The sequence below is a fragment of the Streptomyces sp. KL2 genome (assembly GCF_046529545.1).
Lineage (GTDB): Bacteria > Actinomycetota > Actinomycetes > Streptomycetales > Streptomycetaceae > Streptomyces > Streptomyces radiopugnans.
Genome location: NZ_CP127170.1, coordinates 2892657 through 2918062 on the forward strand (window position 1 = coordinate 2892657; position 25406 = coordinate 2918062).

At 73.6% G+C, this 25406-nt stretch carries 23 protein-coding genes; 21 read left to right on the top strand and 2 right to left on the bottom strand.

The features are described from left to right. Nucleotide 1 precedes the first annotated feature (1 nt). From QPK52_RS13095 to QPK52_RS13110, 4 genes are all read left to right on the top strand, one after another. Nucleotides 2-982 (top strand): alpha-ketoacid dehydrogenase subunit beta, encoded by a 981-nt coding sequence (locus QPK52_RS13095; RefSeq protein WP_410537647.1) that lies wholly within the window; start codon nt 2-4, stop codon nt 980-982. Nucleotides 983-1009: 27 nt separating this feature from the next. Beyond that, nucleotides 1010-2515: a dihydrolipoamide acetyltransferase family protein gene (locus QPK52_RS13100; RefSeq protein ID WP_410537648.1), complete on the top strand. Its 1506-nt coding sequence runs from the start codon at nt 1010-1012 to the stop codon at nt 2513-2515. Between the two features lie 204 nt (nt 2516-2719). Continuing rightward, nucleotides 2720-3370 (top strand): GntR family transcriptional regulator, encoded by a 651-nt coding sequence (locus tag QPK52_RS13105; RefSeq protein WP_410537649.1) that lies wholly within the window; start codon nt 2720-2722, stop codon nt 3368-3370. Further along, the gene (locus QPK52_RS13110) at nt 3367-4701 is read left to right on the top strand and encodes an MFS transporter (protein WP_410537650.1); all 1335 of its coding nucleotides are present in this window, start codon (nt 3367-3369) and stop codon (nt 4699-4701) included. The genes QPK52_RS13105 and QPK52_RS13110 overlap by 4 nt, the downstream gene beginning before the upstream one ends. 89 nt (nt 4702-4790) lie before the next feature. Here the strand turns inward: QPK52_RS13110 and QPK52_RS13115 are convergent, their stop codons facing one another. After that, nucleotides 4791-5615, bottom strand: coding sequence for a maleylpyruvate isomerase family mycothiol-dependent enzyme (locus QPK52_RS13115; RefSeq protein ID WP_410537652.1), 825 nt, complete (start codon nt 5613-5615; stop codon nt 4791-4793). Nucleotides 5616-5792: 177 nt separating this feature from the next. Between QPK52_RS13115 and QPK52_RS13120 the strand changes: the two genes are divergently transcribed. The 4 genes from QPK52_RS13120 (at nt 5793) to QPK52_RS13135 (ending at nt 11458) form a co-directional block, all read left to right on the top strand. Further along, nucleotides 5793-6581 (top strand): carbon-nitrogen family hydrolase, encoded by a 789-nt coding sequence (locus tag QPK52_RS13120; RefSeq protein ID WP_410540319.1) that lies wholly within the window; start codon nt 5793-5795, stop codon nt 6579-6581. Nucleotides 6582-6702: 121 nt separating this feature from the next. Next, complete coding sequence (locus QPK52_RS13125) at nt 6703-6993, top strand: YiaA/YiaB family inner membrane protein (protein WP_410537653.1); 291 nt, start codon at nt 6703-6705, stop codon at nt 6991-6993. A gap of 134 nt (nt 6994-7127) precedes the next feature. Beyond that, entirely contained in the window at nt 7128-8183 is a 1056-nt protein-coding gene (locus QPK52_RS13130; protein ID WP_410537654.1) for an endonuclease/exonuclease/phosphatase family protein, read from the top strand. Nucleotides 8184-8305: 122 nt separating this feature from the next. Then, nucleotides 8306-11458 carry a BTAD domain-containing putative transcriptional regulator gene (locus QPK52_RS13135; RefSeq protein WP_410537655.1) on the top strand — a complete coding sequence of 1051 codons (3153 nt, stop codon included), beginning with the start codon at nt 8306-8308 and terminating at the stop codon, nt 11456-11458. Nucleotides 11459-11507: 49 nt separating this feature from the next. Here QPK52_RS13135 and QPK52_RS13140 read toward each other — a convergent pair whose 3' ends face one another. Beyond that, nucleotides 11508-11699 carry a hypothetical protein gene (locus QPK52_RS13140; protein WP_410537657.1) on the bottom strand — a complete coding sequence of 64 codons (192 nt, stop codon included), beginning with the start codon at nt 11697-11699 and terminating at the stop codon, nt 11508-11510. Between the two features lie 192 nt (nt 11700-11891). Between QPK52_RS13140 and QPK52_RS13145 the strand changes: the two genes are divergently transcribed. The 13 genes from QPK52_RS13145 to QPK52_RS13205 all read left to right on the top strand — a co-directional run bounded on the left by QPK52_RS13145 (nt 11892) and on the right by QPK52_RS13205 (nt 25334). Next, nucleotides 11892-12767, top strand: a complete 876-nt coding sequence (locus tag QPK52_RS13145) for a hypothetical protein (RefSeq protein WP_410537658.1) — start codon at nt 11892-11894, stop codon at nt 12765-12767. A 101-nt stretch (nt 12768-12868) separates the two neighbouring features. Then, nucleotides 12869-13456 carry a hypothetical protein gene (locus QPK52_RS13150; protein WP_410537659.1) on the top strand — a complete coding sequence of 196 codons (588 nt, stop codon included), beginning with the start codon at nt 12869-12871 and terminating at the stop codon, nt 13454-13456. A 598-nt stretch (nt 13457-14054) separates the two neighbouring features. Next, nucleotides 14055-14303 (top strand): acyl carrier protein, encoded by a 249-nt coding sequence (locus QPK52_RS13155; RefSeq protein WP_410537661.1) that lies wholly within the window; start codon nt 14055-14057, stop codon nt 14301-14303. Between the two features lie 49 nt (nt 14304-14352). Further along, nucleotides 14353-14727, top strand: a complete 375-nt coding sequence (locus tag QPK52_RS13160; protein WP_093657013.1) for an ectoine synthase — start codon at nt 14353-14355, stop codon at nt 14725-14727. A gap of 173 nt (nt 14728-14900) precedes the next feature. Beyond that, nucleotides 14901-15848 (top strand): pseudouridine-5'-phosphate glycosidase, encoded by a 948-nt coding sequence (locus QPK52_RS13165; RefSeq protein WP_410537662.1) that lies wholly within the window; start codon nt 14901-14903, stop codon nt 15846-15848. Continuing rightward, a complete protein-coding gene (locus QPK52_RS13170; RefSeq protein ID WP_093657009.1) occupies nt 15845-16549 on the top strand; it encodes an HAD family hydrolase in 705 nt (234 codons plus the stop codon). The genes QPK52_RS13165 and QPK52_RS13170 overlap by 4 nt, the downstream gene beginning before the upstream one ends. 5 nt (nt 16550-16554) lie before the next feature. Next, nucleotides 16555-18012: an MFS transporter gene (locus tag QPK52_RS13175; protein ID WP_410537664.1), complete on the top strand. Its 1458-nt coding sequence runs from the start codon at nt 16555-16557 to the stop codon at nt 18010-18012. Further along, a complete protein-coding gene (locus tag QPK52_RS13180) occupies nt 18009-18809 on the top strand; it encodes a hypothetical protein (RefSeq protein ID WP_410537665.1) in 801 nt (266 codons plus the stop codon). Before QPK52_RS13175 ends, QPK52_RS13180 begins: the two co-directional genes overlap by 4 nt. Before the next feature lie 113 nt (nt 18810-18922). Next, nucleotides 18923-20431 carry an AMP-binding protein gene (locus QPK52_RS13185; RefSeq protein WP_410537666.1) on the top strand — a complete coding sequence of 503 codons (1509 nt, stop codon included), beginning with the start codon at nt 18923-18925 and terminating at the stop codon, nt 20429-20431. An 89-nt stretch (nt 20432-20520) separates the two neighbouring features. Then, nucleotides 20521-21660: an acyl-CoA dehydrogenase family protein gene (locus QPK52_RS13190; protein WP_410537668.1), complete on the top strand. Its 1140-nt coding sequence runs from the start codon at nt 20521-20523 to the stop codon at nt 21658-21660. Between the two features lie 12 nt (nt 21661-21672). After that, a complete protein-coding gene (locus tag QPK52_RS13195; protein WP_410537669.1) occupies nt 21673-22371 on the top strand; it encodes a transglutaminase-like domain-containing protein in 699 nt (232 codons plus the stop codon). A gap of 35 nt (nt 22372-22406) precedes the next feature. Further along, entirely contained in the window at nt 22407-23759 is a 1353-nt protein-coding gene (locus tag QPK52_RS13200; protein ID WP_410537670.1) for a glycosyltransferase 87 family protein, read from the top strand. Nucleotides 23760-23894: 135 nt separating this feature from the next. After that, a complete protein-coding gene (locus QPK52_RS13205; RefSeq protein WP_410537671.1) occupies nt 23895-25334 on the top strand; it encodes a glycosyltransferase in 1440 nt (479 codons plus the stop codon). The last annotated feature ends 72 nt before the right edge of the window (nt 25335-25406 follow it).

Genomic DNA, 25406 nt, shown 5'->3' on the forward strand with positions numbered 1-25406 from the left:
GATGGCCAACACCAAGATGCCCATGGCCAAGGCGCTCAACGAGTCGCTGCGCAAGGCCCTGGAGACCGACCCCAAGGTCCTGATCATGGGTGAGGACGTCGGCAAGCTCGGCGGCGTCTTCCGCATCACCGACGGCCTGCAGAAGGACTTCGGCGAGGACCGGGTCATCGACACCCCGCTGGCCGAGTCCGGCATCGTCGGCACCGCGATCGGCATGGCCCTGCGCGGTTACCGGCCGGTGGTGGAGATCCAGTTCGACGGGTTCGTCTTCCCCGCCTACGACCAGATCGTCACCCAGCTCGCGAAGATGCACGCCCGCGCGCTGGGCAAGGTCAAGCTGCCGGTCGTCGTCCGCATCCCCTACGGCGGCGGCATCGGCGCGGTGGAGCACCACAGCGAGTCGCCCGAGGCGCTGTTCGCGCACGTGGCGGGCCTGAAGTGCGTCTCGCCGTCCAACGCCTCGGACGCGTACTGGATGATGCAGCAGGCGATCGCCTGCGACGACCCGGTGATCTTCTTCGAGCCCAAGCGCCGCTACTGGGACAAGGGCGAGGTCGACACCGAGGCCATCCCCGGCCCGCTGCACAGGGCGGTCGTCGCACGCGAGGGCGCCGACCTGACGCTGGCGGCCTACGGGCCGATGGTGAAGACCTGCCTGGAGGCCGCCGCGGCGGCCGAGGAGGAGGGCAGGTCGCTGGAGGTGCTGGACCTGCGGTCGATGTCCCCGGTCGACTTCGACGCGATCCAGGCGTCGGTGGAGAAGACCCGCCGCCTGGTGGTCGTCCACGAGGCGCCGGTCTTCCTGGGCACGGGCTCGGAGATCGCCGCCCGGATCACCGAGCGGTGCTTCTACCACCTGGAGGCGCCGGTGCTGCGGGTGGGCGGGTTCCACGCGCCGTATCCGCCGGCCAGGCTGGAGGACGAGTACCTGCCGAACCTGGACCGGGTGCTCGATGCCGTCGACCGCGCGCTGGCGTACTGAGAGTAGGGGCTGAGGAGAGTCGTGACGATGACTGATACGGCTGCCGCCGGGGCCGCTGCCCAGCGCATCCGCGAGTTCAGGATGCCGGACGTGGGGGAGGGCCTGACCGAGGCCGAGATCCTCAAGTGGTACGTGGGGCCCGGTGACACGGTGACCGACGGCCAGGTGGTGTGCGAGGTGGAGACGGCCAAGGCGGCCGTCGAGCTGCCCATCCCGTACAACGGCGTGGTGCACGAGCTGCGCTTCGAAGAGGGCGTCACCGTGGACGTGGGCACCCCGATCATCACGGTGGACACCGACCCGTCGGCCGGGCCCGTCGGATCCGCCGGACCCGCCGGGACCGACGCGGCGCCGGCCGCCGCGCCCGCCGCCGAGGCGGCGCCCGCCGGGACCGCCCCGGCCGAGCCGGAGGCGGAGGAGGGCGCCAAGCGCCAGCCGGTGCTGGTGGGCTACGGCGTCGGCACCGCCTCGACCAAGCGGCGCCCGCGCAAGCAGCAGAACCACGTGCGGGACGCGCAGGCCGCCGTCCAGGCCGAGATGGACGCCACCACCACGCCCCCGGCCGCGGCGCCCGCCGTCCCGGAGGCCGAGCGCTCCCCGCAGCGCCCGCTGGCCAAGCCGCCGGTGCGCAAGCTCGCCAAGGACCTGGGCGTGGACCTGGCCGCGATCGTGCCGACCGGTCCGAACGGGATCATCACCCGCGAGGACGTCCACGCCGCCGCGGCCCCCGCGCCCTCGAACGAGGCCGCCGCCGCGCCCGCCGCGCCCGCCGCCCCCCAGGCGGCACCGGCCCGGACCGAGGCGGCGGCTCCGCCGGTGTGGAGCACCGGTGAGCGCGAGCGCCGGGTGCCGATCAAGGGTGTGCGCAGGGCGACCGCCCAGGCGGTGTCCTCCAGCGCCTTCACCGCGCCGCACGTCACGGAGTTCATCACCGTCGACGTGACCCGCACGATGAAGCTGGTGCAGGAACTCAAGCAGGACCCGGACATGGCCGGTCTGCGGGTCAACCCGCTGCTGCTGGTGGCCAGGGCCTTCCTGGTCGCCATCCGCCGCAACCCGGAGATCAACGCCGCCTGGGACGAGGCCAGCCAGGAGATCGTCCACAAGGACTACGTGAACCTGGGCATCGCCGCGGCCACCCCGCGCGGTCTGATCGTGCCGAACATCAAGGACGCGCACGCCAAGACCCTGCCGGAGCTGGCACGGGCGCTGGGCGAGCTGGTCGCCACCGCCAAGGAGGGGAAGACCCCTCCGGCGGACATGCAGGGCGGCACGGCCACGATCACCAACGTCGGCGTCTTCGGCGTCGACACCGGCACCCCGATCCTCAACCCCGGGGAGTCGGCGATCCTGGCCTTCGGAGCGGTCAAGCTCCAGCCGTGGGTCCACAAGGGCAAGGTCAAGCCGCGCCAGGTCACCACCCTGGGGCTCTCCTTCGACCACCGTCTGGTCGACGGCGAGCTGGGCTCCAAGGTGCTGGCCGACACCGCGGCCGTCCTGGAGCACCCCAAGCGCCTTATCACCTGGGCCTGATCACCCGGGCCTGATCACCCGGGCCCGAGCGGCCCGGCGGACCACGGCGGGGCCCGCCGCACGCACCGTGCGGCGGGCCCCGCCGCGTGTCCGGCCCCGTCCGGCCCCGTCCGTTCCTGTCCGGGCCGCCTGCGCCCCGCTCCGCCCCGTCCCGCATGGCGGACGGGGATGGGCACGCATACCTGTTGTATCTATGGTGTGTCCATGCCCTCCCAGTCCTCCGCGCCCCCCGCCGCCGAACGCGTCTACGCCCACGTCAAACAGGCCGTACTGGAGCGCCACTACGAGGGCGGCGACCTGCTCACCGAGGGCGAGCTGGCCGGGGCGGTCGGGGTCTCCCGCACCCCCGTGCGGGAGGCGCTGCTGCGCCTGGAGGCCGAGGGCCTGATCAGGCTCTACCCCAAGAAGGGCGCGCTCGTCCTGCCCGTCTCCGCCCAGGAGATCGGTGACGTCGTCGAGACCAGGCTGCTGGTCGAGGAGCACGCCGTGCGCAAGGTCGTCCCCGCGTCGCGCGACCTGCTGGACCGGCTCGGCGAACTCCTGGAGCAGCAGCGCCGCCAGGCCGGGACCGGCGACCTGGCGGCGGTGGCCGCCACCGACCGCCTCTTCCACGCCACCGTGGTCAGGGCGGCCGGCAACCAGATCCTGGAGCGTCTGTACGACCAGCTCCGCGACCGCCAGCTCCGTATGGGCGTCGCCGTGATGCACTCCCACCCCGACCGGATCGCCAAGAACATCACCGAGCACACGGAGATCCTGCGCGCGCTGGGCACGGGGGACGCGGAGGCCGCCGCCGAGGCGGTGCGCGGCCACGTCGGCTCCGTGCGGCACCTGCTGCGCGGTGAGGTCCGGTGAGCGGCGGGAACCTGCCCGGAACCCCGGTTTCCGGAGTGCGGCTCGGCGGCCCGCGGGCCGCCTTCGTGTGGGGGCTGGGCGTCGCCGTCTACTTCACCGCCATCACCTACCGCACCAGCCTGGGCGTCGCGGGCATCGACGCCGCCGACCGCTTCCACATCAACGCCTCGGCCCTGTCGACCTTCTCCATCCTCCAGCTCCTGGTCTACGCCGGGATGCAGATACCCGTCGGCCTGCTGGTGGACCGCTGGGGCACCAAGAAGGTCCTGACCCTGGGCATAGTGCTGTTCACCACCGGCCAGTTCGCCTTCGCGCTCTCCGGCTCGTACGTCATGGCGCTGGCCGCCCGCGCGCTGCTGGGCTGCGGCGACGCCATGACGTTCATCAGCGTGCTGCGGCTGGGCTCCAACTGGTTCCCGCCCCGCCGCGGTCCGCTGATCGCCCAGGTCGCGGCGCTGTTCGGGATGGCGGGCAACCTGCTGACCACACTGGTCCTGGCGCGCCTGCTGGCCGCCTTCGGCTGGACGCCGACCTTCGCGGGCAGCGCCGCGCTGGGCGTGCTGGTCCTGGTGCTCGTCCTGGTCTTCCTCAAGGACCGGCCCGAGGCCCCCGCCCCCTCCGCACCCGCACCCGCCGCCGCACCCGGGCCGGAGCCGGTGCGCGAACGCGGCTACGTACGCCGCCAGCTCGCCGAGGCGTGGCGCGAGCCGGGCACCCGGCTGGGCATGTGGGTGCACTTCACCACCCAGTTCCCCGGCATGGTCTTCCTGCTGCTGTGGGGGATGCCGTTCCTCGTCGAGGCGCAGGGCCGCACCCGCGCCGAGGCCGGCACCCTGCTGACCGTGGTGGTGCTCTCCAACATGGCCATCGGCCTGGTCTACGGCCAGGTCATCGCCCGGCACCACAGCGCACGGGCGCCGATCGCGCTGGGCACGGTGCTGGCCACGGCCGCCGTCTGGGCGATGGTGCTGTGCTGGCCGGGGCGGGCACCGCTGTGGGCGCTGGTCCTGATGTGCGTGGTGCTCGGCGCCTGCGGTCCGGGCTCGATGATCGGCTTCGACTTCGCCCGCCCCGCCAATCCGCCCGAGCGGCAGGGCACGGCGTCGGGCATCGTCAACATCGGCGGCTTCACGGCCTCCATGACCACCCTGCTGGCGGTGGGCGTCCTGCTGGACGCGACCGGCGACGAATACCGGATCGCGTTCGCCTCCGTCTTCGTCCTCCAGGCGCTGGGCACCGCCCAGATCCTCCGGCTGCGCGGCCGGGCGCACCGCCGCGAGCGCGAGCGGGTGGTGGCCAGCCGCGTCGAGGCGGTGCACGTGCCGGTGTGAGGACGTGCCGGTGTGAGGGCGCACCGGTCCGGGACCGCGGGGCGCGGGACCGCGGGGCGCGGGACCGCGGGGCCCGCGGTCCCGGACGCTCAGGGCGTGACGGCGAAGTGCGCGAGGATCGCGTCCGCGAGGGCCTGGTCGCCCTCGATCTTGAGGTTCCCGCGCACCGCCGCGGGCCGCACCCGCCCGCAGGCCAGCCGCAGATACGTCTCCCAGTCCGTCGCCAGCGTGACCGCCGGCCCCAGCGAGACGCTGCCGTCCACCGTGCCCCGGCCCTCGGCGTCCACGCGCACGGTCCGCATGAACTCCAGCGGCCCGCTCACATCGAGGACGACCGCCGAGTTCGGCGGCGCCCCGGCGTCCTTGGCGACCACCTTGGGCAGCCCCTCCAGCAGCACGTCCCGCGCGACGTGCGCGCCGGGGGAGTCCAGGTTGCCCGGCCTGCCCAGCGCCCGCCGCAGATCCTGCTCGTGCACCCACACGTCGAACGCCCGCAGCCGCAGCGCCCGTTCCAGCGTCATCTCCCGGCCGAGCGGAGTCATCACCATCGTCGACGGGTCGCGCTTCTCGTTCCGCAACTGGCGCGACCTGCGGATGATCGTGTACTCCAGCTCGCTGGTCATCTCCGGCGCGGTGTGGCAGCGCCGCACGTCCACCTGGACCTCGACGCGGCGGCTGACCTCGTCCTTCACATGGAACAGGTCCCGCGGCAGGGAGTGGATGGGACGGGGGTCGCCCAGCATCTCGCACTCCGACCCGATGACGTGGGAGACGATGTCGCGGACCGACCATCCGGGGCACTCGGTCGCGCGGTTCCACTCGCCCTCGACCAGCGGGGAGACCAGCTCGGATATCGCCTCGATGGAGTGGGCCCAGGCGTCGGCGTAGGGCTGAAGGCTAGGGTGGTCGGTCAACAGGACCCCTCGGATACGTGCTGAATACGTGTGGATGGTGTGGGTTCGCGGACTGGGTGCTCTCAAGTTACGCTGCGGGCGGGCAGCCTGACAGGCCTTTCGGGTGACGATCGTAGGCTGCTTTCGACCGGCTTTCGACCGGCGTTTGGCCCCCTCGAATCCATGGACGGTGGTACGGTGCGCGCCTCCCTCATCCAGATCGATGTGAACCCGGACGAAACGGTCGAAGCGCGCCGCGCGCGGGCCGCATCGCTCGTACGCGGGCAGGCGGGCTCGGACCTGGTCGTCCTGCCCGAGCTGTGGACGGTCGGGGCCTTCGCCTTCGACTCCTTCGAGACCGGCGCCGAGCCGCTGGACGGACCCACCGCGCGGGCCATGTCCGAGGCGGCCCGCGAGGCGCGCGTCTGGCTGCACGCCGGGTCCGTCGTGGAACGGGCCGAGCACGCCGGCGGCACGGCTCTGTACAACACCTCCCTGGTCTTCTCCCCCGACGGCGAGCGGGCCGCCGTGTACCGCAAGATCCACCGCTTCGGCTTCGACCGCGGCGAGGCGACCCTGATGTCCGCCGGCGCCGAGCCCGTCACCGTCGCCCTGCCCGGCATCACCCTGGGCCTGGCCACCTGCTACGACCTGCGCTTCCCCGAGCTGTTCCGCGCGCTGACCGACGCGGACGCCCGCGCGCTGGTGGTCCCGGCGGGCTGGCCCGCCCGCCGCGCCTCCCACTGGTCCCTGCTGGCCCGCGCCCGCGCCGTGGAGAACCAGGCGTACGTACTGGCCTGCGGCACCGCGGGCACCCACGCGGGCGTCCCCCAGGCGGGCCGCAGCGCGATCATCGACCCCTGGGGCGAGACGCTGGCCGAGGCGCCGGACGCCGAGGAGCGGGTGGTCACCGCCGAGCTGGATCCGGCGTACGTCGCCGAGGTCCGCGAGGACTTCCCCGTCCTGCGGGACCGGGTGCTGCGCTGAGCGCCCCCGCTCCGGGCATCCGCCCCCGCCGCTCCCGCCGTCCCGCCCCCGCGCGCGTCCCCGGGGATGCTGAGTAGCCGTACTCATGCGGACGCCGCCGGGCCGCGCCACCGTGGTGGCCATGACCACACCAGTCCAGCGGCCCACCACGGCCGCGTTCTTCGTGCAGGCCGTCGCCTCCTTCGCGCTCTCGCTGCTCGCCGTGGGCCTCGGTGTCGCCTACATGCCGATGGGGCCGTGGGAGCGCGGCTTCCTGGCGATCGGCGTCCTCTTCCTGGTCTCCTCCACCTTCACGCTGGCCAAGTGCGTGCGGGACCGGCAGGAGATGCAGGAGGTGACCACCCGCGTGGACAAGGCCCGGCTGGACAAACTGATCACCGAGCACGACCCGTTCGACCCCAAGAACCTGTGAGCCACGCCCCGCCCGGGCCACTGCCCGACCCCGTCTGCCCGATCCCGACTGCCCCACCCCGCCGCCCGGCCGCGCCGCCGCGGCGTGCCATGCTTCCGGGAGGCCGGTAGGCCGGTAGGCCGGGAGGGGCGCGAGTGGCACGGACGGCGGGGGCACGGCGGTGGCGGGGCGCGGACGCCACGGGCCGCACCGCCTGGTCACGGGGCCGCGTCCCCGCCGCGCTCGCCGTGCTCACGGCCGGGTTGACGGCGTTCCACTCGCTGGTGCCGGGCGCCGTACTCGGTCTGGGCAGTCTGCTGGAGGCCTTCCTGCCGTGGCTCGGTCTCGCCGTCCCAGTGCTGCTGGCCGCGGCGCTGGTACGCCGCTCGGCTCTCGCCCTGGTGGCACTGGCGCTGCCGTCGGCGGTCTGGCTCGCCCTCTTCCACGGTGCCCTGGCGCCCCGGGGCGGGGACACGGCCGGCACCGCCGCCCGTACCGCCCTCCTCACGGCCGTCCAGCACAACGCGAGCGACGAGAACCGCGACCCGGCCGCCACCGCGCGGGCCCTGGCCGCCGCCGGCCCCGACCTTGTCGCGCTGCAGGAGCTGACCCCCGCCGCCCTGCCCGCCTACGGCGATGCGCTGGCGCGGGAGTACCCCCACCACGTGGTGGTGGGGACCGTCGGCCTGTGGTCCAGGCACCCGCTGACCGGCACCCGCCCGCTGGACATCCGCCCCGCGGACCTCGGCCCCGACTGGAACCGCGGGCTGCGTACCGCCGTACGCAGCCCGCACGGCGACATCGCCGTGCACGTGGCCCATCTACCCTCGGTGCGCATCCGCGCGAGCGGCTTCGACACGAGGCGGCGGGACGAGAGCGCCGCTCTGCTGGGGGAGGCGCTGCGGGCGGAGGAACTGCCCCGCGTGATCGTGCTGGGCGACTTCAACGGCACTCTGGACGACCGCGGGCTCGCCCCCGTCCTGAACGGCGTGGACTCCACCGGCCGGGAGGCGGCGGACGGCTTCTCCTTCAGCTGGCCCACGACCTTCCCCGTCGCCCGGATCGACCACGTCATGGCCCGCGGCGCCGCCGTCACCCGCCTGTGGACCCTCCCCGCCACCGGCAGCGACCACCTCCCGGTCGCGGCCCGGATCGAACTCCTCCCGGAGCGCGTCCCCCCGGGCCGGGGGCGTGACCGGCGGGGGCGCTGACGGGCGGGAAGGGCCCCGTCCGGTGCCCGGAGGCGTCGTTGACAGGGACCGGAAGATGGGGCACCGTCAAAGCCCGTCAAGGTGGTCTCGACCACGGATTCGCCATGCACGGGGGGTGCTGAATGGGTCTGAGGCTCCTCGGCCCGGTCGATCTTGTGGTGGACGGTCGGTCGGTCGACCTCGGAGGCCCCAGGCAACGGGCCGTACTGGCCGTGCTCGGCCTCAACGCGAACCGCGTCGTCCCCGTCGAGCAGCTCATCGACGCCGTCTGGGACACCGCTCCCCCCTCCACGGCACGCGGGCAGATCCAGACCTGCATCTCCGCGCTGCGCAGGATCCTCGGCGACGCCGGACACCCCGGCGCCATCGCCACGCGCCAGCCGGGGTACATGCTGGTGATCGGCTCCGAGGAGCTCGACGTACTGCGCTTCTCCGCGCTGGTGGCCGAGGCCCGGTCGCACGCGGACGAGGGGGGTGAGGAGCGGGCGGCCGCGGTGCTGCGCGAGGCCCTGGCCCTCTGGCGGGGGACCGCGCTCGCCGGCGTCCCCAGCGGGATGGTGCGGCGCGAGGCCACTGTCCTGGAGGACCGGCGGCTGGCCGCCGTCGAGGAACTCGTGCGGCTCGACCTCGCGTTGGGCAGGCACGAGGAGATCTGTCATGAATTACGCGCATTGGTGGCGGAGCACCCTTTACGTGAACGGCTCCACTGCTTCCTGATGCTGGCGCTGTACCGCGCGGGCCGCCAGGCCGAGGCGCTGGAGGCGGGGCGCCTGGCACGCGCCGTGATGGTGGAGGAGATAGGTGTCGAGCCCAGCCAGGAGCTCCAGGAGCTGACCCGGGCGATCCTGAACCGCGATCCGTCGCTCGACCTGCCCGCGGACCTCCGCCCGCCCCCGCCCCGTTCCTCCGGTTCCGGCGCACGTGAACAGCGCTCCACCGAGCCGCGTGCGGGAGGGAACGCGCTCGTGCCCCAGCAGCTTCCGCCCAGCGTCGCCGACTTCACCGGGCGCGAGGACCTCCTGGAGGAGATCAAGCGGCTGCTGACGGAGGGCGGGGAGGAGGGAGGGGCGCGCTGGAGCGTGCCGATCGTCGCGATCTCCGGTAAGGGCGGAGTGGGGAAGTCCAGCCTCGCGGTGCGGGCCGCACACGAACTGAGCGCCCGTTTCCCCGACGGCCAGCTCTACGCGGACATGCGCACCCCCGGCGGCGAGGACCGCACCGCCCGCCTCCTGGCCCGCTTCCTGCGCGCGCTGGGCGTTCCGGGCACCGCGGTGCCGGAGGACACGGACGAGCGCGTCGAGCTCTTCCGCAGCAAGCTGTCGGGCAGACGGCTGCTGCTGGTGCTCGACGACGCCACCTCGGAGGAGCAGGTGCGGCCCCTGCTGCCCGGCAGTCCCACGTGCGCGGTGATCGTCACCAGTCGCAAGCGTCTGGGCGGCCTGACCGGCGCCCACCGGCTCGACATCGATGTTTTCGACACCGACAAGTCCATCGAGCTCCTCACCAGGATCGTCGGCGAGGACCGTGTGGAGGCCGAGCGCGAGGCGGCCGTGGAGCTGGTGACGTCCTGCGGCGGCCTGCCGCTGGCGCTGCGGATCGCCGGGGCGCGGCTGGCCTCGCGGCCCCACTGGCAGATGGAGGGCCTGGTGCGGCGGCTGCGCGACGAGGCGCGCAGGCTGGACGAACTGGCCCACCACGGGCTGGAGTTGAGGTCCAACATGGAGCTGGCCTACCGCGGCCTCGGCGAGTCCGCGGCCCGGCTGTTCCGGCGTCTGTCGATGGTCAGGGTCCTCGACTTCCCGGACTGGACCGCGGCGGCGCTGCTGGACGTCTCGCCGGCCGAGGGCAGGGAGCTCCTGGACACGCTGGTGGACGCGCAGCTTCTGGACGTCGTGGTGTACCCGGGGTCCCGTTCGCCCCGCTACCGCTTCCACGACCTCATCCGGATCTACGCCAAAGAACGGCTGTCGGCGGAGGAGGACGGGCACGAGCGCGCGGCGGCCCTGTCCCGCCTGCTGGGCGGCTGGCTGGCCCTGGCGGAGGAGGCGCACCGCAGCGAGTACGGCGGGGACTACACGATCCTGCACGGCAGCGCTCCGCGCTGGCGCCCGGCGGGGGGCTGGGACCCGGACGGCATGGCCGATCCGGCGTACTGGTGGGAGGCCGAGCGGCGTGCCCTGACGGCCGCCGTGCGGCAGGCGGCGCAGGCCGGGCTGGACGAGCTGTGCTGGGACCTGGCGCTGACCGCGGTCACCCTGTTCGAGGCGAAGGGCTACTTCGACGACTGGCGCGAGTGCGCCACGGTCGCCAGGGAGGCCGCCGAGCGGGCCGGCAACCGCACGGGCACGGCGGCGATGCTGTACTCGTTGGGGACCCTGCACATGTTCCAGACCCAGATGGCCGAGGCGCGGTACTGCTTCGAGGCCGCGCTCGCCGCCTTCCGGGCGGAGGGCGACGCGCACGGCTGCGCCCTGGTGCTGCGCAACGCCGCGCACGTCGACGGCCTGTACGGCGACATCCCCAGGATGCTCGACAGGTACGACGAGTCGCTGCGGACGATGCGCGCCGTGGGCGACCGCGTGGGGGAGGCGCACATCCTGCGCAGCCTGGCCAAGTTCCACCTGGGCGAGGGGGACCCGCAGACCGCGGGCGAGCTGCTGGACGAGGCCCTGGCCATCTGCCGGGAGGTGTCGTGCCCGAGGATGGAGGTGCAGGTCGTGCACCGCTTCGCCGAGGTCTACATGGCCACCGGCCGGATCGATCTCGCCCGCCAGGCGCTGCACCGGGTGCTTCGCATGGTCCGCGACACCGGTGACCGCATCGGGGAGGTCCACGTGGTCTACGGCCTGGGGCTGCTGCGGCACCGGGAGGGCCGGCTGGACACCGCCGAGACCACCCTCGCGCACGCCCTCGGGCTGGCCCGCCGGGTGGGGGAGCAGCTCATCGAGGCGAAGGCGCTGTACGCGCTCGGCGAGATCGCGCTGGCGCGGGGAGGCGAGGCGAGCGCCGCCCGCCATCTGCGGGCGGCCCACGAGATCTTCGGGAAGCTGGGCTCGGTGCTGTGGCAGGCGAAGGCCCTCGTGCTGCTGTCGGAGGTCCGTGCCGGACAGGACTCCGCCCGGGGCGATCTGGAGCGTGCCGTACGGCTGCTGTCGTCGGTCGACTCGCGCGAGTCCGCGAAGCTGCTGGCGGAGCTCCGGGCCGCCCACCCCGATCTGCCGGCGGGGGAGCTGCTCGGCTCGGGCGCGGAGGTCGGCGGCCCCGCCTCCGTGTGAGCCGGGCCGGTGCGGGCACGCGCGGCGCGTGCCCGCACCGGCCCGGGGATCACCAGTGGGTGTCCTCCGTGCAGCCGCCCGGGAGCGGGTTCCCCAGGGTGTCCGAGGGGCAGCCGTGCACCGATCCCCCGGCCGCCGCCGTCTGCGGACCTGCCTGGGACGCCGTTCCTGCTGCGGTCGGCCCGAGGACGGCCGTGAGCGCGACGAGGAGCGTGGCGGTGAAACGGCCTCTGGCGGACATGTTTTTCCCTCCATGGTGCCGGTCGGTGGTGGTGCGGTTCGGTGATAAGAGTGGAGCGCAGGATTCCATCGAATCGCCATCCCCTTGCTCCCGGCGGGCACTCAGCGCACCGGGAGCGGATCGACAGAGCATCGGGAGCCCTGCTCCCCATTGTCGTGTGCACGATCTCCGGATGCGAGGAGGCCACGACTGATGGACAGCCGCTTTCTCAGGTTGGACACGGAGGACCTGTGCGCCCTCGTCCCCGATTTCGACTCCGCGCAGGCGGCCGCCGAGGAACTGCTGGCGCACCCGGACGGCGGCCCCGGGCGGCACGCCGGACCCGGCGGGCGATTACTGGAACTGCGCGGTGACACGGCGGTGTTACGGGACCCCGGCGGCGGCGACCTGTGCGCGCTGCCGGCATCGGGCCTGTACGCCTGCCGGGTCGCGGCCCTGACCGCGCTGGCGGCGAACCAGCTCCTGGACCCCGGGGTGGTGACCGCCTCGCTGATCGGCTCGGGCACCGCCGGGCGCATACAGCTGCTGGTGATCGCGCGCAGCGTGCCGGACGTCAGCCATGTCGCCGTCCACTCGCCGGGAGGCCCGCACGCCTCACCGGTCGACAGCGGGATCGCCGGCGTCCTGGAGGCGACGGGCATCGGGCTGACCGTCGCGGCGAGCCCGGAGGAGGCCACGTTCGGCGCCAGCCTGGTCGTCGTCACCGAGCCGGTGGTGAGCAGGCCGTGCCTGGGGCATCTGGCCCCGGGGTCCGTGCTGGTCAACGCCACCGGCCGCAGTCTGAGGGAAGAGACGACGGGCTGTGTCAGCGCCGTCTACGTCGATGATCTCGGCCTGCTGGACGCGGCCGGGCGCGTTCCCGTTCCGGCGGGAGGCCGCCTCGGGGTCGAGGCCGACCTGCGGCAGGTCTTCACGGGCGAACACCCCGGCCGCGCCTGTGCCGACCACGTCCTGCTGGTGGAGCTCCTGAGCGGCGCCGCCCCGGAGACGAGGCTGGACGTGGTGCTGGCGGAACGGATCCACCGGGCCGCGCTGTGCCACGGCCTCGGCGCCCTCTCGCCCGGCTGACGGCCGCGGCGCCCCGCTCCTCCCGTGTGTTCCACCCGGGCGCGGACGCGTCCCACGGCCGCGCCCCATCCCCCCAACCGCTCCGTCGTGAGGACACGCGTATGTCGAACACTCCGCTCCGGGCACCGGCCGGCCGTGACACGGTCCGAGGTGACCTGCTGCGCCTGCGGGACCTGTACGAGGAGAGCATCGCCGCGCAGGCGTCCGCCGCCCGCCCGCCGGCGGAGCGCGTGGCCGGCCGGCGCCGTACCCACCGGCACCGCGGCATCGCCCTGGACGACCGGGCCGTGTCCGTGCGGTCGGACGTGCTGGCCGTCCTCACCTCCTGGGCGGGGATGGTCGCCGACGAACGGGCGGTGCCGGCGCCCCCGGACGCGCGGGTGCCGTCGCTGGTGGGGTTCCTGGAGGCGAACCTGGACTGGCTGCTCGGGCACCCCGCCGGAGCCGACTTCGCCGGGGAGACGGCGGAGTTGAACGCGGCCCTGTGCGCGGTCCTGGACCGCGAGGTGGTCCCGCGGGACCGCGAGGTGGGGACGTGTGCGGTGCCCGGCTGCGGGCGGGTGGTGCGCGCGACGGCCGCCGGCCGCCGGCCCGATGTGCGCTGCGAGGCCGGGCACATGTGGCAGGCCCGGCACTGGCTCCTGCTGGGACGACCGCCTGTCGCCGCGTCCGCGAGCGGCGCGCCGTGACGTCCGTGACGCCCGGGGGATCCGGGAGGCCGCGGTGCACGGTGCCCACGGAGCTGGCCGCGCTCGCGGCCGGCGTGTCCCGGTCCACCGTGCGCAAGTGGGCCAGCCGCGGAAAACTGACCAGATACGGCCGCCCGGGACGCGCGGAGTACGACCTGGAGGAAATCCGGGAGATCCTGGAGGGAAATCGCTGAGGCGGCTCGGATAGCACCCCGCGAAAAGGATCCGGCATGGGTTGTTTCCCGGCACGGATTCCTTGGGCATGCCCGGATAATCGCCAGAGAATTGGACTGGAGAATATTTGGAACGTTGTTGACGGACGCCCGGGCCAGGTGTCACGCTTTTCCCACGGCACACCTGTGCCCCGGGGGCCTCGAACGCCCGGGAGTTTGGCGGCGCTTTTCCCGGATCCCCTCGCCCCCGGCTTCTCCGCCCGGAGCGACGTCCCTTCCCGCTCCCGGCCCCGCGTCCGCACCGTCCGGTGCCGGCGATCGCTACACCTCCCTGAACGGCGGGTTTCCTTCCCGCACCGGCCGTGAACCGCCCCCCCACGGCCACGGCACCCGCCCGGCTCCGCGAAAACCACGAGAGGAGAACCGTGTCCACAGAAGGTGAGATAAAGCGGTTCGTCATCAGCAACTTCATCCCCGATGTCCCCGCCGACCAGCTCTCCTCCGATCTCGATCTGCTGGAGAACGGAGTGGTGGACAGCCTCGGTCTGCTGCGCCTCATCACCTGGGTCGGTGACGAGTACGGGATTCCGGTCGCCGACCTCGATATCGCGCCGCACCAGTTCAGCTCGGTCGAAGCCATTGCGGATTTCGTCCGGAGTGCGCGCGTCGGATGACTCGGCGCGGCGGTCCGTCGCGTCCGGAACCATGAAGAGGAGAAGAAGGATGATTGTCCGCGGGAAAGAAGAGGTCGAGGGCGTCGACTGGGGCAACGGCCTGAGCTACCGGTTCCTCGTCGAGAAGGACCGGATGGGCTTCACGGTGGCCCACACCGTCGTGAAGGCCGGCTCGAAGTCGCCCCTGCACTACAGGAGGCACCTGGAGGCCTGCTACTGCATCGCCGGCCACGGCCAGGTGGTCACCGAGGACGGCACGGTCCACGAGATCGGGCCCGGGACCCTCTACGCGCTCGACGAGCACGACAAGCACTACCTGATCGCCGCGCCCGACCGGGACCTGGAACTGGTCAGCGTCTTCAACCCGCCGCTGCGGGGCGACGAGCGGCACAACTTCGACGCCGCCGAGTACTCCCACTACTGATCCGGTGACGGACCCGCCCCCGGCAGGCACGGGGGCGCCGTGAGGCGGGCCGGTGCGCCCGATCCCTCCCCGGGCGCACCGGCCACCCACCGCAACAGCCATCCACCGCAACAGCCACCAGCGCTTCCCATCCCAGGGCCCGACGGAGGGCCGGAGCAAGGAGGTAAGGACCGATGTCCGCACACGACCGGACCGAACTGTTCTCGATATCGGACGAGGTGGCCGACGCGGTGGCGTCGGGACTGCCGGTGGTCGCGATGGAGTCCTCGGGCGTGGCCCACGGCCTGCCGTACCCGATGAACCTGGAGACCGCGCTCGACATGCACAAGGCCATCCGGGCGGGCGGCGCGGTACCCGCCCGGATCGGCCTCTTCGGCGGGCGGTTCGTGATCGGCATGTCCGACGCGATGGTGGAGCGGTTCGCCACCACGCCGGACCTGCCCAAGGTCAGCACCCGGGACATCGGCCCCGTCCTCGCCTCCAAGGGGCCCGGAGGCACGACCGTCTCCGCCGCACTGGTGGCCGCCGCCCGGGCGGGCATCGAGGTCTTCGCGGTCGCCGGCATCGGCGGGGTGCACTTCGGCGCCCAGCACAGCTTCGACGTGTCGGCGGACCTGATCGAGTTCACCCGGCACCGGGTCGTCACCGTGTGCGCGGGGGCGAAGACCGTGCTGGACCCGGCGCTGACGCTGGAGTACCTGGAGACCCAGGGCGTCCCGGTGGTCGGCTACCGCTGCGACGACTTCCCCGCCTACTACTGCGTCTCCAGCGGACGGCCCAACCCGCGCCGCACGGACGACATGGAGGAGCTCGCGGCCTCCGTCCGCCTGCACTGGGAGGCCGGCAACCGCGGCGGGTTCCTCGTCACCCACCCGATCGCCGAGCAGGACGCGCTGCCCTCGGAGCGCATCTACGCACTGATCCGGGAGAAGCAGGCCGAGGCCGAGCGCGAGGGCGTCAGCGGCCCGGCGATGACACCGCGCATCCTGAGCGCGGTCTCGGCCGCGACCCAGGGCCGCACCGCCGAGGCGAACCGCTCCGTGCTGCTGTCCACCAGCGCGCTCGCGGCCGAGGTGGCCGTCGCCATGAGCCGGTACGGCGCGCCGGTGGGTGCCGCGTGAGCGGCCCGTACCGAGCGGTGCTCTTCGACGTCGACGGCACCCTGGTGGACACCCCCGGCGGCATGACGAAGGTGCTGGACGCGGTGGTGCGCGAGACGGGCCGGGAGGTGGACCGGGAGCGGCTGCGCGCCACGGTCGGCCGCCCCCTGGCGGCCTCGTTCGCCACCCTCCTCGGGCTTCCCGAGGAGCACGCGGAGGTGGCGCACGCCGTGGAGCGCGCCCGGCGGCTGTTCACCGAGACGGTCATCCCGGCCGCGGCCGACCTGGTCTTCCCGGAAGTGCCGCCGATGCTCGCCGAACTGCGCGAGCGCGGCCTGCCGCTGGCCGTCGTCACCAGCAAGATCCGGCGCAGCGCGGTCGAACTGCTGGAGGCCGCCGGGCTGCTGGACTCGTTCGACACCCTCTCGTGCCACGGCATGGCCCCCAGGGGCAAACCCGCCCCGGACCTCGCGCTGCTCGCCTGCGGCGAGCTGGGCGTGGCCGCCGGACACTGCCTCGTCGTCGGCGACGCGGTGGACGACATGCGCATGGCACGCGGCGCGGGCATGGCGGCCCTCGGCGTCGGGTTCGGCGTCGCCACCCCCCGCGAACTGCTGGACGCCGGCGCGCTGTCGGTGTCCGGCTCGGTCGGCGAGCTGCGCGCGGCGCTCTCGGCCGCCACCGCGCCCGCCCCCCTTCCACTCGGCTCCGACCAGGGATGATCCACATGACTTCACCGGGTACCACCGGCGCCGCGGCATCCCGCGGCGCCACCCGCGCCGCACTGGCGATCCTCGCCGTGGCGCAGTTCCTGCTCGCCCTCGACTACTCCATCGTCTACATCGCGCTGCCCAGTGTCGGTGACGAGTTCGGCCTGACCGAGAGCTCGGTCCAGTGGGTCGTCAGCGGCTACGCGGTGTTCTTCGCCGGGTTCCTCATCGTCGGCGGACGGGCGTCGGACCGCTTCGGCCCCCGGAACCTCTACGTCGCCGCGATGCTGCTGTTCGGCGTCGCCTCGCTGGCCGGGGGGCTGGCCTCGGACACCGCCGTCCTGCTGATCGCCCGCGGAGCCCAGGGCATCGCCGCGGCCATGCTCCAGCCGGCCGTCATCGCCCTGATCAACACCTCGTTCGAGGCGGGCCCGGCGCGCAACCGGGCGCTGTCGGTCTGGGGGACCGTCGGCGCCTCCGGCCTGGCGGCCGGTGTGATGGCGGGCGGTCTGCTGACCACCGTCTCCTGGCGCTGGGTCTTCCTGATCAACCTGCCCATCGCGGTGCTGTGCGTCCTGGGCGCGCCCCGGCTGCTGCCGAAGTCGACGGCGGTGCCCCGCCGCGGCACCACCCTCAACGTGCCCAACGGGGTGCTGTGCACCGGCACGGTCCTCACCGCGGCCCTCGGGCTCACCCAGGCGTCCGGCCAGGGCTGGTCCCACTGGAGCACGCTCGCCGGACTCGGGACGGCCGCCGTCCTGCTGGCCGTGTTCGTGGTGCGGGAGCGGGCCAGCCGGCGGCCGCTGGTGGACCCGGCGATCCGGCGCACCCGGTCCCTGCTGGTGGGCTGCGGCTCGACCGCGCTCTACATGGCCAGCGTCGGGAACATGTTCTTCGTGGTGACGCTGCTGCTGCAGGAGCTGCGCGGCTACGGCCCGCTCTCCGCGGGGCTGGCGTTCCTCCCGATGGCCGTGGCCATCACCGTGGCGAACTCGGTGGCGGCGCGTCTGGTCGACGCGCTGGGAGTGCGGCTGACCCTCACCCTGGCCTTCCTCGCCGACGCCGCCGGTCTGCTGCTGATCGCGGTCCAGGTGGGCGGGGACGGCTATGTGACGCACCTGCTGCCCGGTCTGCTGGTCACCGGCTTCGCGCACGGCGTCACGTACGTGGTGATGTTCATCGCGGGCACGGCCGACGTGGAGGACCGCAACCAGGGCGTGGCGGGCGCGATGATGACGACCGCCCAGTACATGAGCGGTGCGCTCGGCATCGCCGTCCTGGTCCTGGTGCTCGGGACCGATCCCGGGCAGGACGACTTCGGCCGGGCGTTCGTCGCCACGGCGGTGGCCGCCCTCCTCGGCGCCGCGCTGGCGTGGTTCGGCCTGGCGCGCACCTCCGCGGCCCGGACCGGGCGGGACGCCGCCGAGGAGGCGGACGCGGTCGCCGCCTCCCCCGAGGGAGGGAGGCTGTCATGAGGCGGCACTCCTGGGTGGCGCAGCTCGGGGTCCTGGTGATCCACAACGACCCCGTGGTCGAGGCCGAGCTGTGGGCCATGGCGCCGGACGGCGTCACCGTCCACGCGGCCCGGTTCGAGAGCCCGACCAGCAGCGGCGCCGAGTACACCGGCACCCCCTGGAAGGAGATGGTGGAGTCGCCGGACGTCCGGCGGGGGCTGGGCCAGCTCGGCCGGATGGACCTGTCCGCGATCTGCCTGTGCTTCGGCTCCGCCAGCTTCTTCGGCGGCCCGGAGTTCGACGAGGGCTTCACCGCCGCGGCCCGCGAGCTGGCGGGCGGCACCGAGGTCTACACGGCCGGCCAGGCGATCCTGGGCGCCCTCGCCGCCACCGGCGTGGAACGGCCCCTTGTCGTGGTGCCGCCGTGGTTCACCGCGCCGACCTTCGCCGCCGCGCGCGGCTACCTGGAGGCGGCCGGCAGGGGCGCCGCGGACCTGCTCCAGTACCAGCTCGACGAGGAGTGGCGGGAGGTCCGCCGCCACCAGATCTTCGACCGCGGGGGCCGCTGGGAGGTGCGCCCCGACGAGGTGTGCCGCCAGGTCGCCGGGGGGTTCCCCAAGGACGCCGACGGCGTGCTGATACCGGGCAGCGGGTTCCGCTCCTTCGAGGCCGTCGAGCCGCTGGAGGACGAGCTGGGCGTACCGGTGGTGACCTCCAACCAGGCGTGCCTGTGGAAGCTGCTCGACCTGACCGGGCTGGACGCCGCCGTGCCGGGGGGCGGCCGGCTCCTGGGCCGCCGGCCGGCCGCCGCGGTGTGAGCCGGCGTGTGAGCCGGCGTCCCGCACCCCCGGCCGAGCCCGCCCGGACGGCCCGCCCCGCCGGTCCGTCCGGGCCGCTCCGCCACGCCCGTCCGACGTGAAGGGAAGACCCCATGCCGTCCCGATCGTTCGTGGAACTCTTCGCCGAACAGGCGCGGACCCGGCCGGACGCCCCGGCCCTGTCCTGGCACGGCCGCGTACTGCGGTACGCGGAGCTGGCCGCGTGGGCCGACGCCGCCCACGCGGAGCTGGTGTCCCTGCGGATCGCCGACGGCGCGCCGGTGTGCGTGCCCGCGCGGAAGTCACCGGAGACCGTCGCGCTCCTCATCGCCTGCTTCCGGGCCGGACGGCGGGTCCTGCTGCCGTCCGCCGGCCTGGGCGCGCAGGCACTCGCCTCCCTGTGCGCGCAGGCGGGCTGCACACACGTCCTGAGCGCCGGCGAGGCCGGTCCGGGAGGCCCTCCCGCCGTCGTGTCGCGCCCGTCCGGCGCCGCGCCGGACGGCGGTGTGGACCTTCCGCCCGGCGCCGGCCTGCTGCTGACCACCTCCGGTTCGACCGGCACGCCCAAGACGGTGGTGCTCGACTCCCAGGGCGCCGACCGCTTCATGTCCTGGGCGGCGGGCCGCTTCGGCATCGGCCCCGGAACACGGGTGCTCAACTACGCCCCGCTCAACTTCGACCTCTGCCTGCTGGACGTGTGGGCCACGCTCGCGGCGGGCGGCTGCGCCGAACTCGTCGACCCCGACCACGGGGTGGACGGGGTGCGCCTGGCCGACCTGTGCGTCTCCCGCACGCCGCACGTGCTCCAGGCGGTGCCGCTGTTCTTCCGGCTCGTCACCGAGGTGGCGGCCGTGCGCGGCCTGGTCTTCCCCGAGGCGAGGGACGTACTGCTCACCGGGGACGCAGCCCCGCCCGGCCTGCTGGAGCGGATCGCCGCGACGTTCCCGGGCGCCCGGCTGTGGAACGTCTACGGCTGCACCGAGACCAACGACAGCTTCCTGCACCGCATCACCCCCGAGGAGATCGGTTCGGGCGCGGCGGTGCCGATCGGCGGGCCCATCGACGGCGTCGGCGCGCGCATCGTGGACGCCGAGGGCCGGACGGTGACCGGCGCGGGCTCCGGGGAGCTGGTGGTGGCGACCCCCTTCCAGGCGCACGGCTACCTCGGCCGGACGCCTGACGGGGAGCGGTGGCGCGACGGCTGGTTCCGCACCGGCGACCTGGTGCGCCGCGACGAGCGGGGGCTGGTGTTCCTGACCGGCCGGGGCGACCACCAGGTGAAGGTCCGCGGGGTGCGCACCAACCTCGCCGAGGTGGAGAGGGTCGTCATGGACCACCCCCAGGTCGGCGAGGCGGCCGTGCTGGCGGTGCCGGACGCCGCCGGGGACAACGTCCTGCACGCCGTGGTGCGCCGCGCGCCCGGCTCGGGGCTGAACAGCCTCGGGCTGCGCGTCCACTGCGCGGCCGCGCTGCCCAGGACCGCGATCCCCGCGGTCTTCGAGATCACGGACGAGCCGCTGCCCGTGACCTCCACCGGAAAGGTGGACCGCAACGCGCTGCGCCGGGCCCGGAGTCCTGAACCGGCCCCGGAACCGGCCCCGGGGGCGGCCGCCACCGCGTGAGCGCGGGACCGCCCCGCCGGCGCCGCCCGGCCGGCACCACGGAGCCGGCGCACCGACGGAACCGACGGAACCGACGAAGGAGATGCGGAGTGACAGCGTGGAACGATGAGCAGCGCGAGTTGCGCGCGGCGGCCGAGCGGCTGGGCCCGGTGCTCGGCGAGGGGCACGTCGAGCGGGACGCCGGCGGCGAGTTCTCCGCCGGCGCGTGGAAACTGCTGCGGGAGACGGGCCTGCTGGGGCTGCCCTTCGGCACGGAGTGGGGCGGTCTCGGCCAGTCCCTGCCCACCACGATGTACGTGCTGGAAGGGCTGGGGAACGCCTGCCGGGACGGCGGCCTGAGCTTCTCCGCCTCGACGCACATGGTGAGCACTGGCATCCCGCTCCAGCGATTCGGCTCGGAGGAACTGAAGCGGCGCTTCCTGCCGCGCGTCTGCGACGGCTCGCTGATCGGCGCCCACGCCATCACCGAGCCGGAGGGCGGATCGGACGTCATGTCGATGCGCACCACGGCGGTGCGCGACGGCGACGAGTACGTACTGAACGGCGGCAAGGCGTTCGTGACCAACGGCCCGGTGGCCGACGTGTTCGTCGTCTACGCCCGCACCGGGCGGAAGGGCAGCCCGGCGGCGCTCACCGCGTTCCTGGTGGAACGCGGCACACCGGGCCTGTCGGTGGGCCGCCCCATCGCCAAGATGGGGCTGCGCACCTCCCCGCTGAGCGAGCTGTTCCTCGACGACTGCCGGGTCCCCGCGGCCAACGTCGTGGGGTCCCCCGGCGCCGGGTTCCTGATCCTGGACCACGTGATGAAGTGGGAGATCCTGTGCTCCTTCGTCATCAACCTCGGCGAGATGCAGCACCGGCTGGAGCGCTGTGTGGAGTACGCCCGCACGCGCACCCAGTTCGGGCAGCCGATCGGCTCCTACCAGTCGGTCGCCAACAAGATCGTCGAGATGAAGATGGCCGTCGAGACGTCCCGCAAGTGGCTCTACGACACGGCGCACAAGCTCCACTCCGGCAAGAACGCCACCGTCGACATCGCCATCAGCAAGCTGGTGGTCAGCGAGAGCAACGTCAGCACCGCGCTCGCCGCCGTCCAGATCTTCGGCGGCTACGGCTACACGGCCGAGTACGGCCTGGAGAAGGACCTGCGCAACGCGGTCGCCGGAACCATCTACTCCGGTACCTCCGAGATCCAGCGCCAGCGCATCGCGACCATGATCGGACTGTGAGGAGACATCGCCATGACCGCACCGACCGCCGGTGACCGCCTGCTGCGGGCCACCGAGTTCCTCGACCACGACAGCGACGCCGTACAGGACCTCGTCCACCGGGTGCTGCCGGACGGCGGCAGGGGGATGAGCGACATCGAGCGTGCCCGCGCCCTCTACTACGAGGTACGCGACGGCATCCACTACGAGGTCTACGGGGCCGACCTCTCCCGCGAAGGCCTGAAGGCCAGCTCCGTCATCGAACGCGGAATGGGCTTCTGCGTCCACAAGTCCATCGTGTACGCGGCGGCCATGCGGGCGGTCGGCGTACCCAGCCGCCTCTACTACGGCGACGTCCGCAACCATCTGGCCTCCCCGAAGCTGGAGGAGCTGATGGGCGGCCGGGTCTTCACCTTCCACAGCCTCACCACCCTCCTGCTGGACGGGAAGTGGGTGAAGGTGACGCCCGTGTTCAACGCGCTGCTGTGCCGCCTCTACAAGATCAAGCCGCTGGAGTTCGACGGCCGCGGCGACAGCATGTACCACCCCTACGACGAGGAGGGGCGCAGGCACATGGAGTTCATCCGCTCGCACGGCGAGTTCGACGACTTCCCCTACGACCTGGTCGTGGGCGGCATACGCCGGGCGCACCCGCGCCTGTTCGAGAGCCGTGACACCACGGCCAGGGGCTCGCTCGTCGCCGACGCCACCGGCCAGGACGTCCCCGCCTGAGCGCGGCGGACCCGGAACCCCGAAGAGGCGGCACGATGACCCCGACCCCCGTGTCCCCGAAGCGCCGCAGGGACCGCCGCACGCTGCTCACCTGGTCCGCCGTCGTCGCGGTCTCGGTGGCGCTGGCCCTGGCCGCGTCCTGGATCTACACCCGCGACGACTACTGGAGCCGGCGGTGGACGGTCGACCTGACCGTCTACCTGGCCAGCGGCGAGACCGTCCGCGAGGGCGCCTCCCTCTACGACCTCGTCATCATCTCCCCCCTGTACGGGGAGATGCCCTACCTGTACCCGCCCCTGACCGCACTGCTCTTCTTCGTCCCCCTGTCCTTCCTGCCCGTGGGCGCCGCCTCCCTGGTCTGGAACAGCGCCTCGCTGGTGGCCCTCGGCGCCGTGGTGTGGCTGTCGCTGGGCATCGCCGGCGTGCGCGACGACCGGACCCGGTCGGTGCTGACCGTCGTCGGCCTCGTCCTCGCGGCCTGCCTGCTCCCCGTACGGATCCAGCTCATAGCGGGCCAGATCAACATGTTCCTGCTGCTGCTCGTGCTGCTGGACTTCAGCCGCCGCTCCGACCGCCTGCGGGGGGTGGGCATCGGCATCGCGGCGGGACTGAAGATCACCCCGCTGATCTTCATCGTCTACCTCCTCGTCACCCGGCGCTGGGCCGCCGCCCGCAACGCGCTGGCCGCCTTCCTGGTCACCGTGGCCGTCGGCTTCCTGGTCCTGCCGGGGGACGCGGCACGGTACTGGGGCGGCCTGGTGTTCCACTCCTCCCGCGCGGGCGGCGTCTTCGACACCCCCAACCAGTCCCTGGCAGGCGCGATGGCGCGGGCGCTGTCCAGCGAGCAGTTCGCGAGCTGGTGGCTGCTGGTCATGGCGGTGGTCGGGCTGTGGGGGACGGCCGTGGCGCTCTTCGCGTTCCGCCGCGGCTCCGACCTCCTGGGGTTCTCGGCGATCGCGGTCACCGGCCTGCTGGTCTCGCCCGTGAGCTGGGAGCACCACTGGGTCTACGTGATCCCGCTGCTCGTCTGGCTGGCCGTCCGGGTCCACCGGACCCGTTCCCTGCCGCTGGCCGCGGTCACGGCGGTACTGGTGGCCGTCTTCACCGTCCGGGTCTTCATGCTCGTGGGCATCCAGGAGTCCCCGCCGGCCCCGATGGCCCTGGCGGCGTGGGAGCAGGCGGTGGCCGCGGCGTACCCGCTCACCGGTCTCGCGCTGCTCGCCCTCGGGCCCCTGTGGATCAGGAGGAACCTGCCGGACGCGGACGGCGCCGCGCCCCCCGCATCCTCCACGTCCTCCGCGGACGGCACCGGGCGCGGCCGCACCCCGGAGGGGGCCGGGAAGGGCGGGGACACCGTCCACGAGCGTGCCGGAGCCGGCACCACCTGACAGAGCGGGCACGGAGCCGGGCACCGATCCCGCGCTCCTCCGCGGAGGCGACGGAAGGGCGGGGGCCGGACGGCCCCCGCCCTTCCGGCTTCGACGCGGCAGACCCGCACGTCCACCGCACCCACACGAGGAGTCATGGTGAACACGTCCCACGGCACCGCCGCCGCCGGAGCCGCCGGCCGGCCGGCCACCGCGTCCGGGCCCGCCCCCTCCCGGCCCACCCCCTCCGAGTCCGTCCCCTCCCGGCCCGCCCCCTCCGAGTCCGTCCCCTCCCAGCCCGTCGTCTCCGAGTCCGCCTCCCCCGAGCCGGCCGCCTTACGGACGGGGCCGTTCCAGAGCTCCGTCCGCTTCCCCCGCGCCGCCCGGGGCACCGCCACCGTCGAGATCGTCGTCCCGGTGTACAACGAGGAGCGGGCCCTGCCCGGCTGCCTGCGCACCCTGCACGCACGGCTCCGCGACGAGCTGCCCTACCCGTGGCGCATCACCGTCGCGGACAACGCCAGCACCGACCGCACCCTGGAGGTGGCCCGCGAACTGGCCGCCGAGCTGCCGGGCGTGGGGGTGGTCCACCTCGACCGCAAGGGGAAGGGGGTGGCGCTGCGCACCGTCTGGGGCGCCAGCGACGCGGACATCGTCGCGTACATGGACGTGGACCTGTCGACCGGCCTGGACGGTCTGCTGCCCCTCATAGCCCCGCTGGCCAACGGCCACTCCGACCTGGCGATCGGCAGCAGGCTGGCCCCGGGCGCCCGCACCCTGCGCGGGCTGCGCCGCGAGTTCGTCTCCCGCTCGTACAACGCCCTCATACGCCTCACCCACGGTGTCCGGTTCAGCGACGGCCAGTGCGGCTTCAAGGCGGCCCGGACCGAGGTGCTGCGGCCGCTGCTGGAGCTGACCCGGGACGACGGCTTCTTCTTCGACACCGAGCTGCTGCTGCTGGCCGACCACAACGGCCTGCGGGTGCACGAGGTGCCGGTCGACTGGGTCGAGGACCTCGACACCCGGGTCGACCTGGTGGGCACCGCGGTCAAGGACCTGCGGGGCCTGTGGCGCGTGGCACGGATGAAGTCCGCGGGGGACGCGGTCGCGGAGCTGCCGCCCCGCCCCGGACCGGTGGCCGAGCACCCCGACGCGGTGGTCGCGGACCGGGGCGGCCGCGGCGCCCTGACCTGGGAGCTGAGCTGCTTCATCGCCATCGGGATCGCCTCGACGGTCGGGCACGCCCTGCTCTACTGGCTGCTGCGGACCTGGTGGCCGCCGCTGGTGGCCAATCTGGTGGCGCAGACGGTACTCACCCTCGCCAACACCGAGGCGAACCGGCGGCTGACCTTCCGCGGGTCCGCCACGGGCCCGGTCCGCGCCCACGTCGGCGCCGGGCTGCTCTTCGTGTTCGGCTATCTGCTGACGGGGGCCGCGGTCCTGGGCTACCGGCAGATCGCGGACGACCCCACCCCCGCCGCGGAGGCCCTGGTGCTGGCCGCCGCGTACGTCACGGTCACCGTGGTGCGGTTCCTGGTGCTGCGGCTGGCCGTGTTCGCCCGCCGGACACCGAAGGCCGCCGGGCCGCCGAGCTGAGGCGCCCGCGGGCCGCGGCCGCGCCGGGACTCCGGTACGGCCGCGGCCCGCGGGGGGCGGACGGAGACGGCC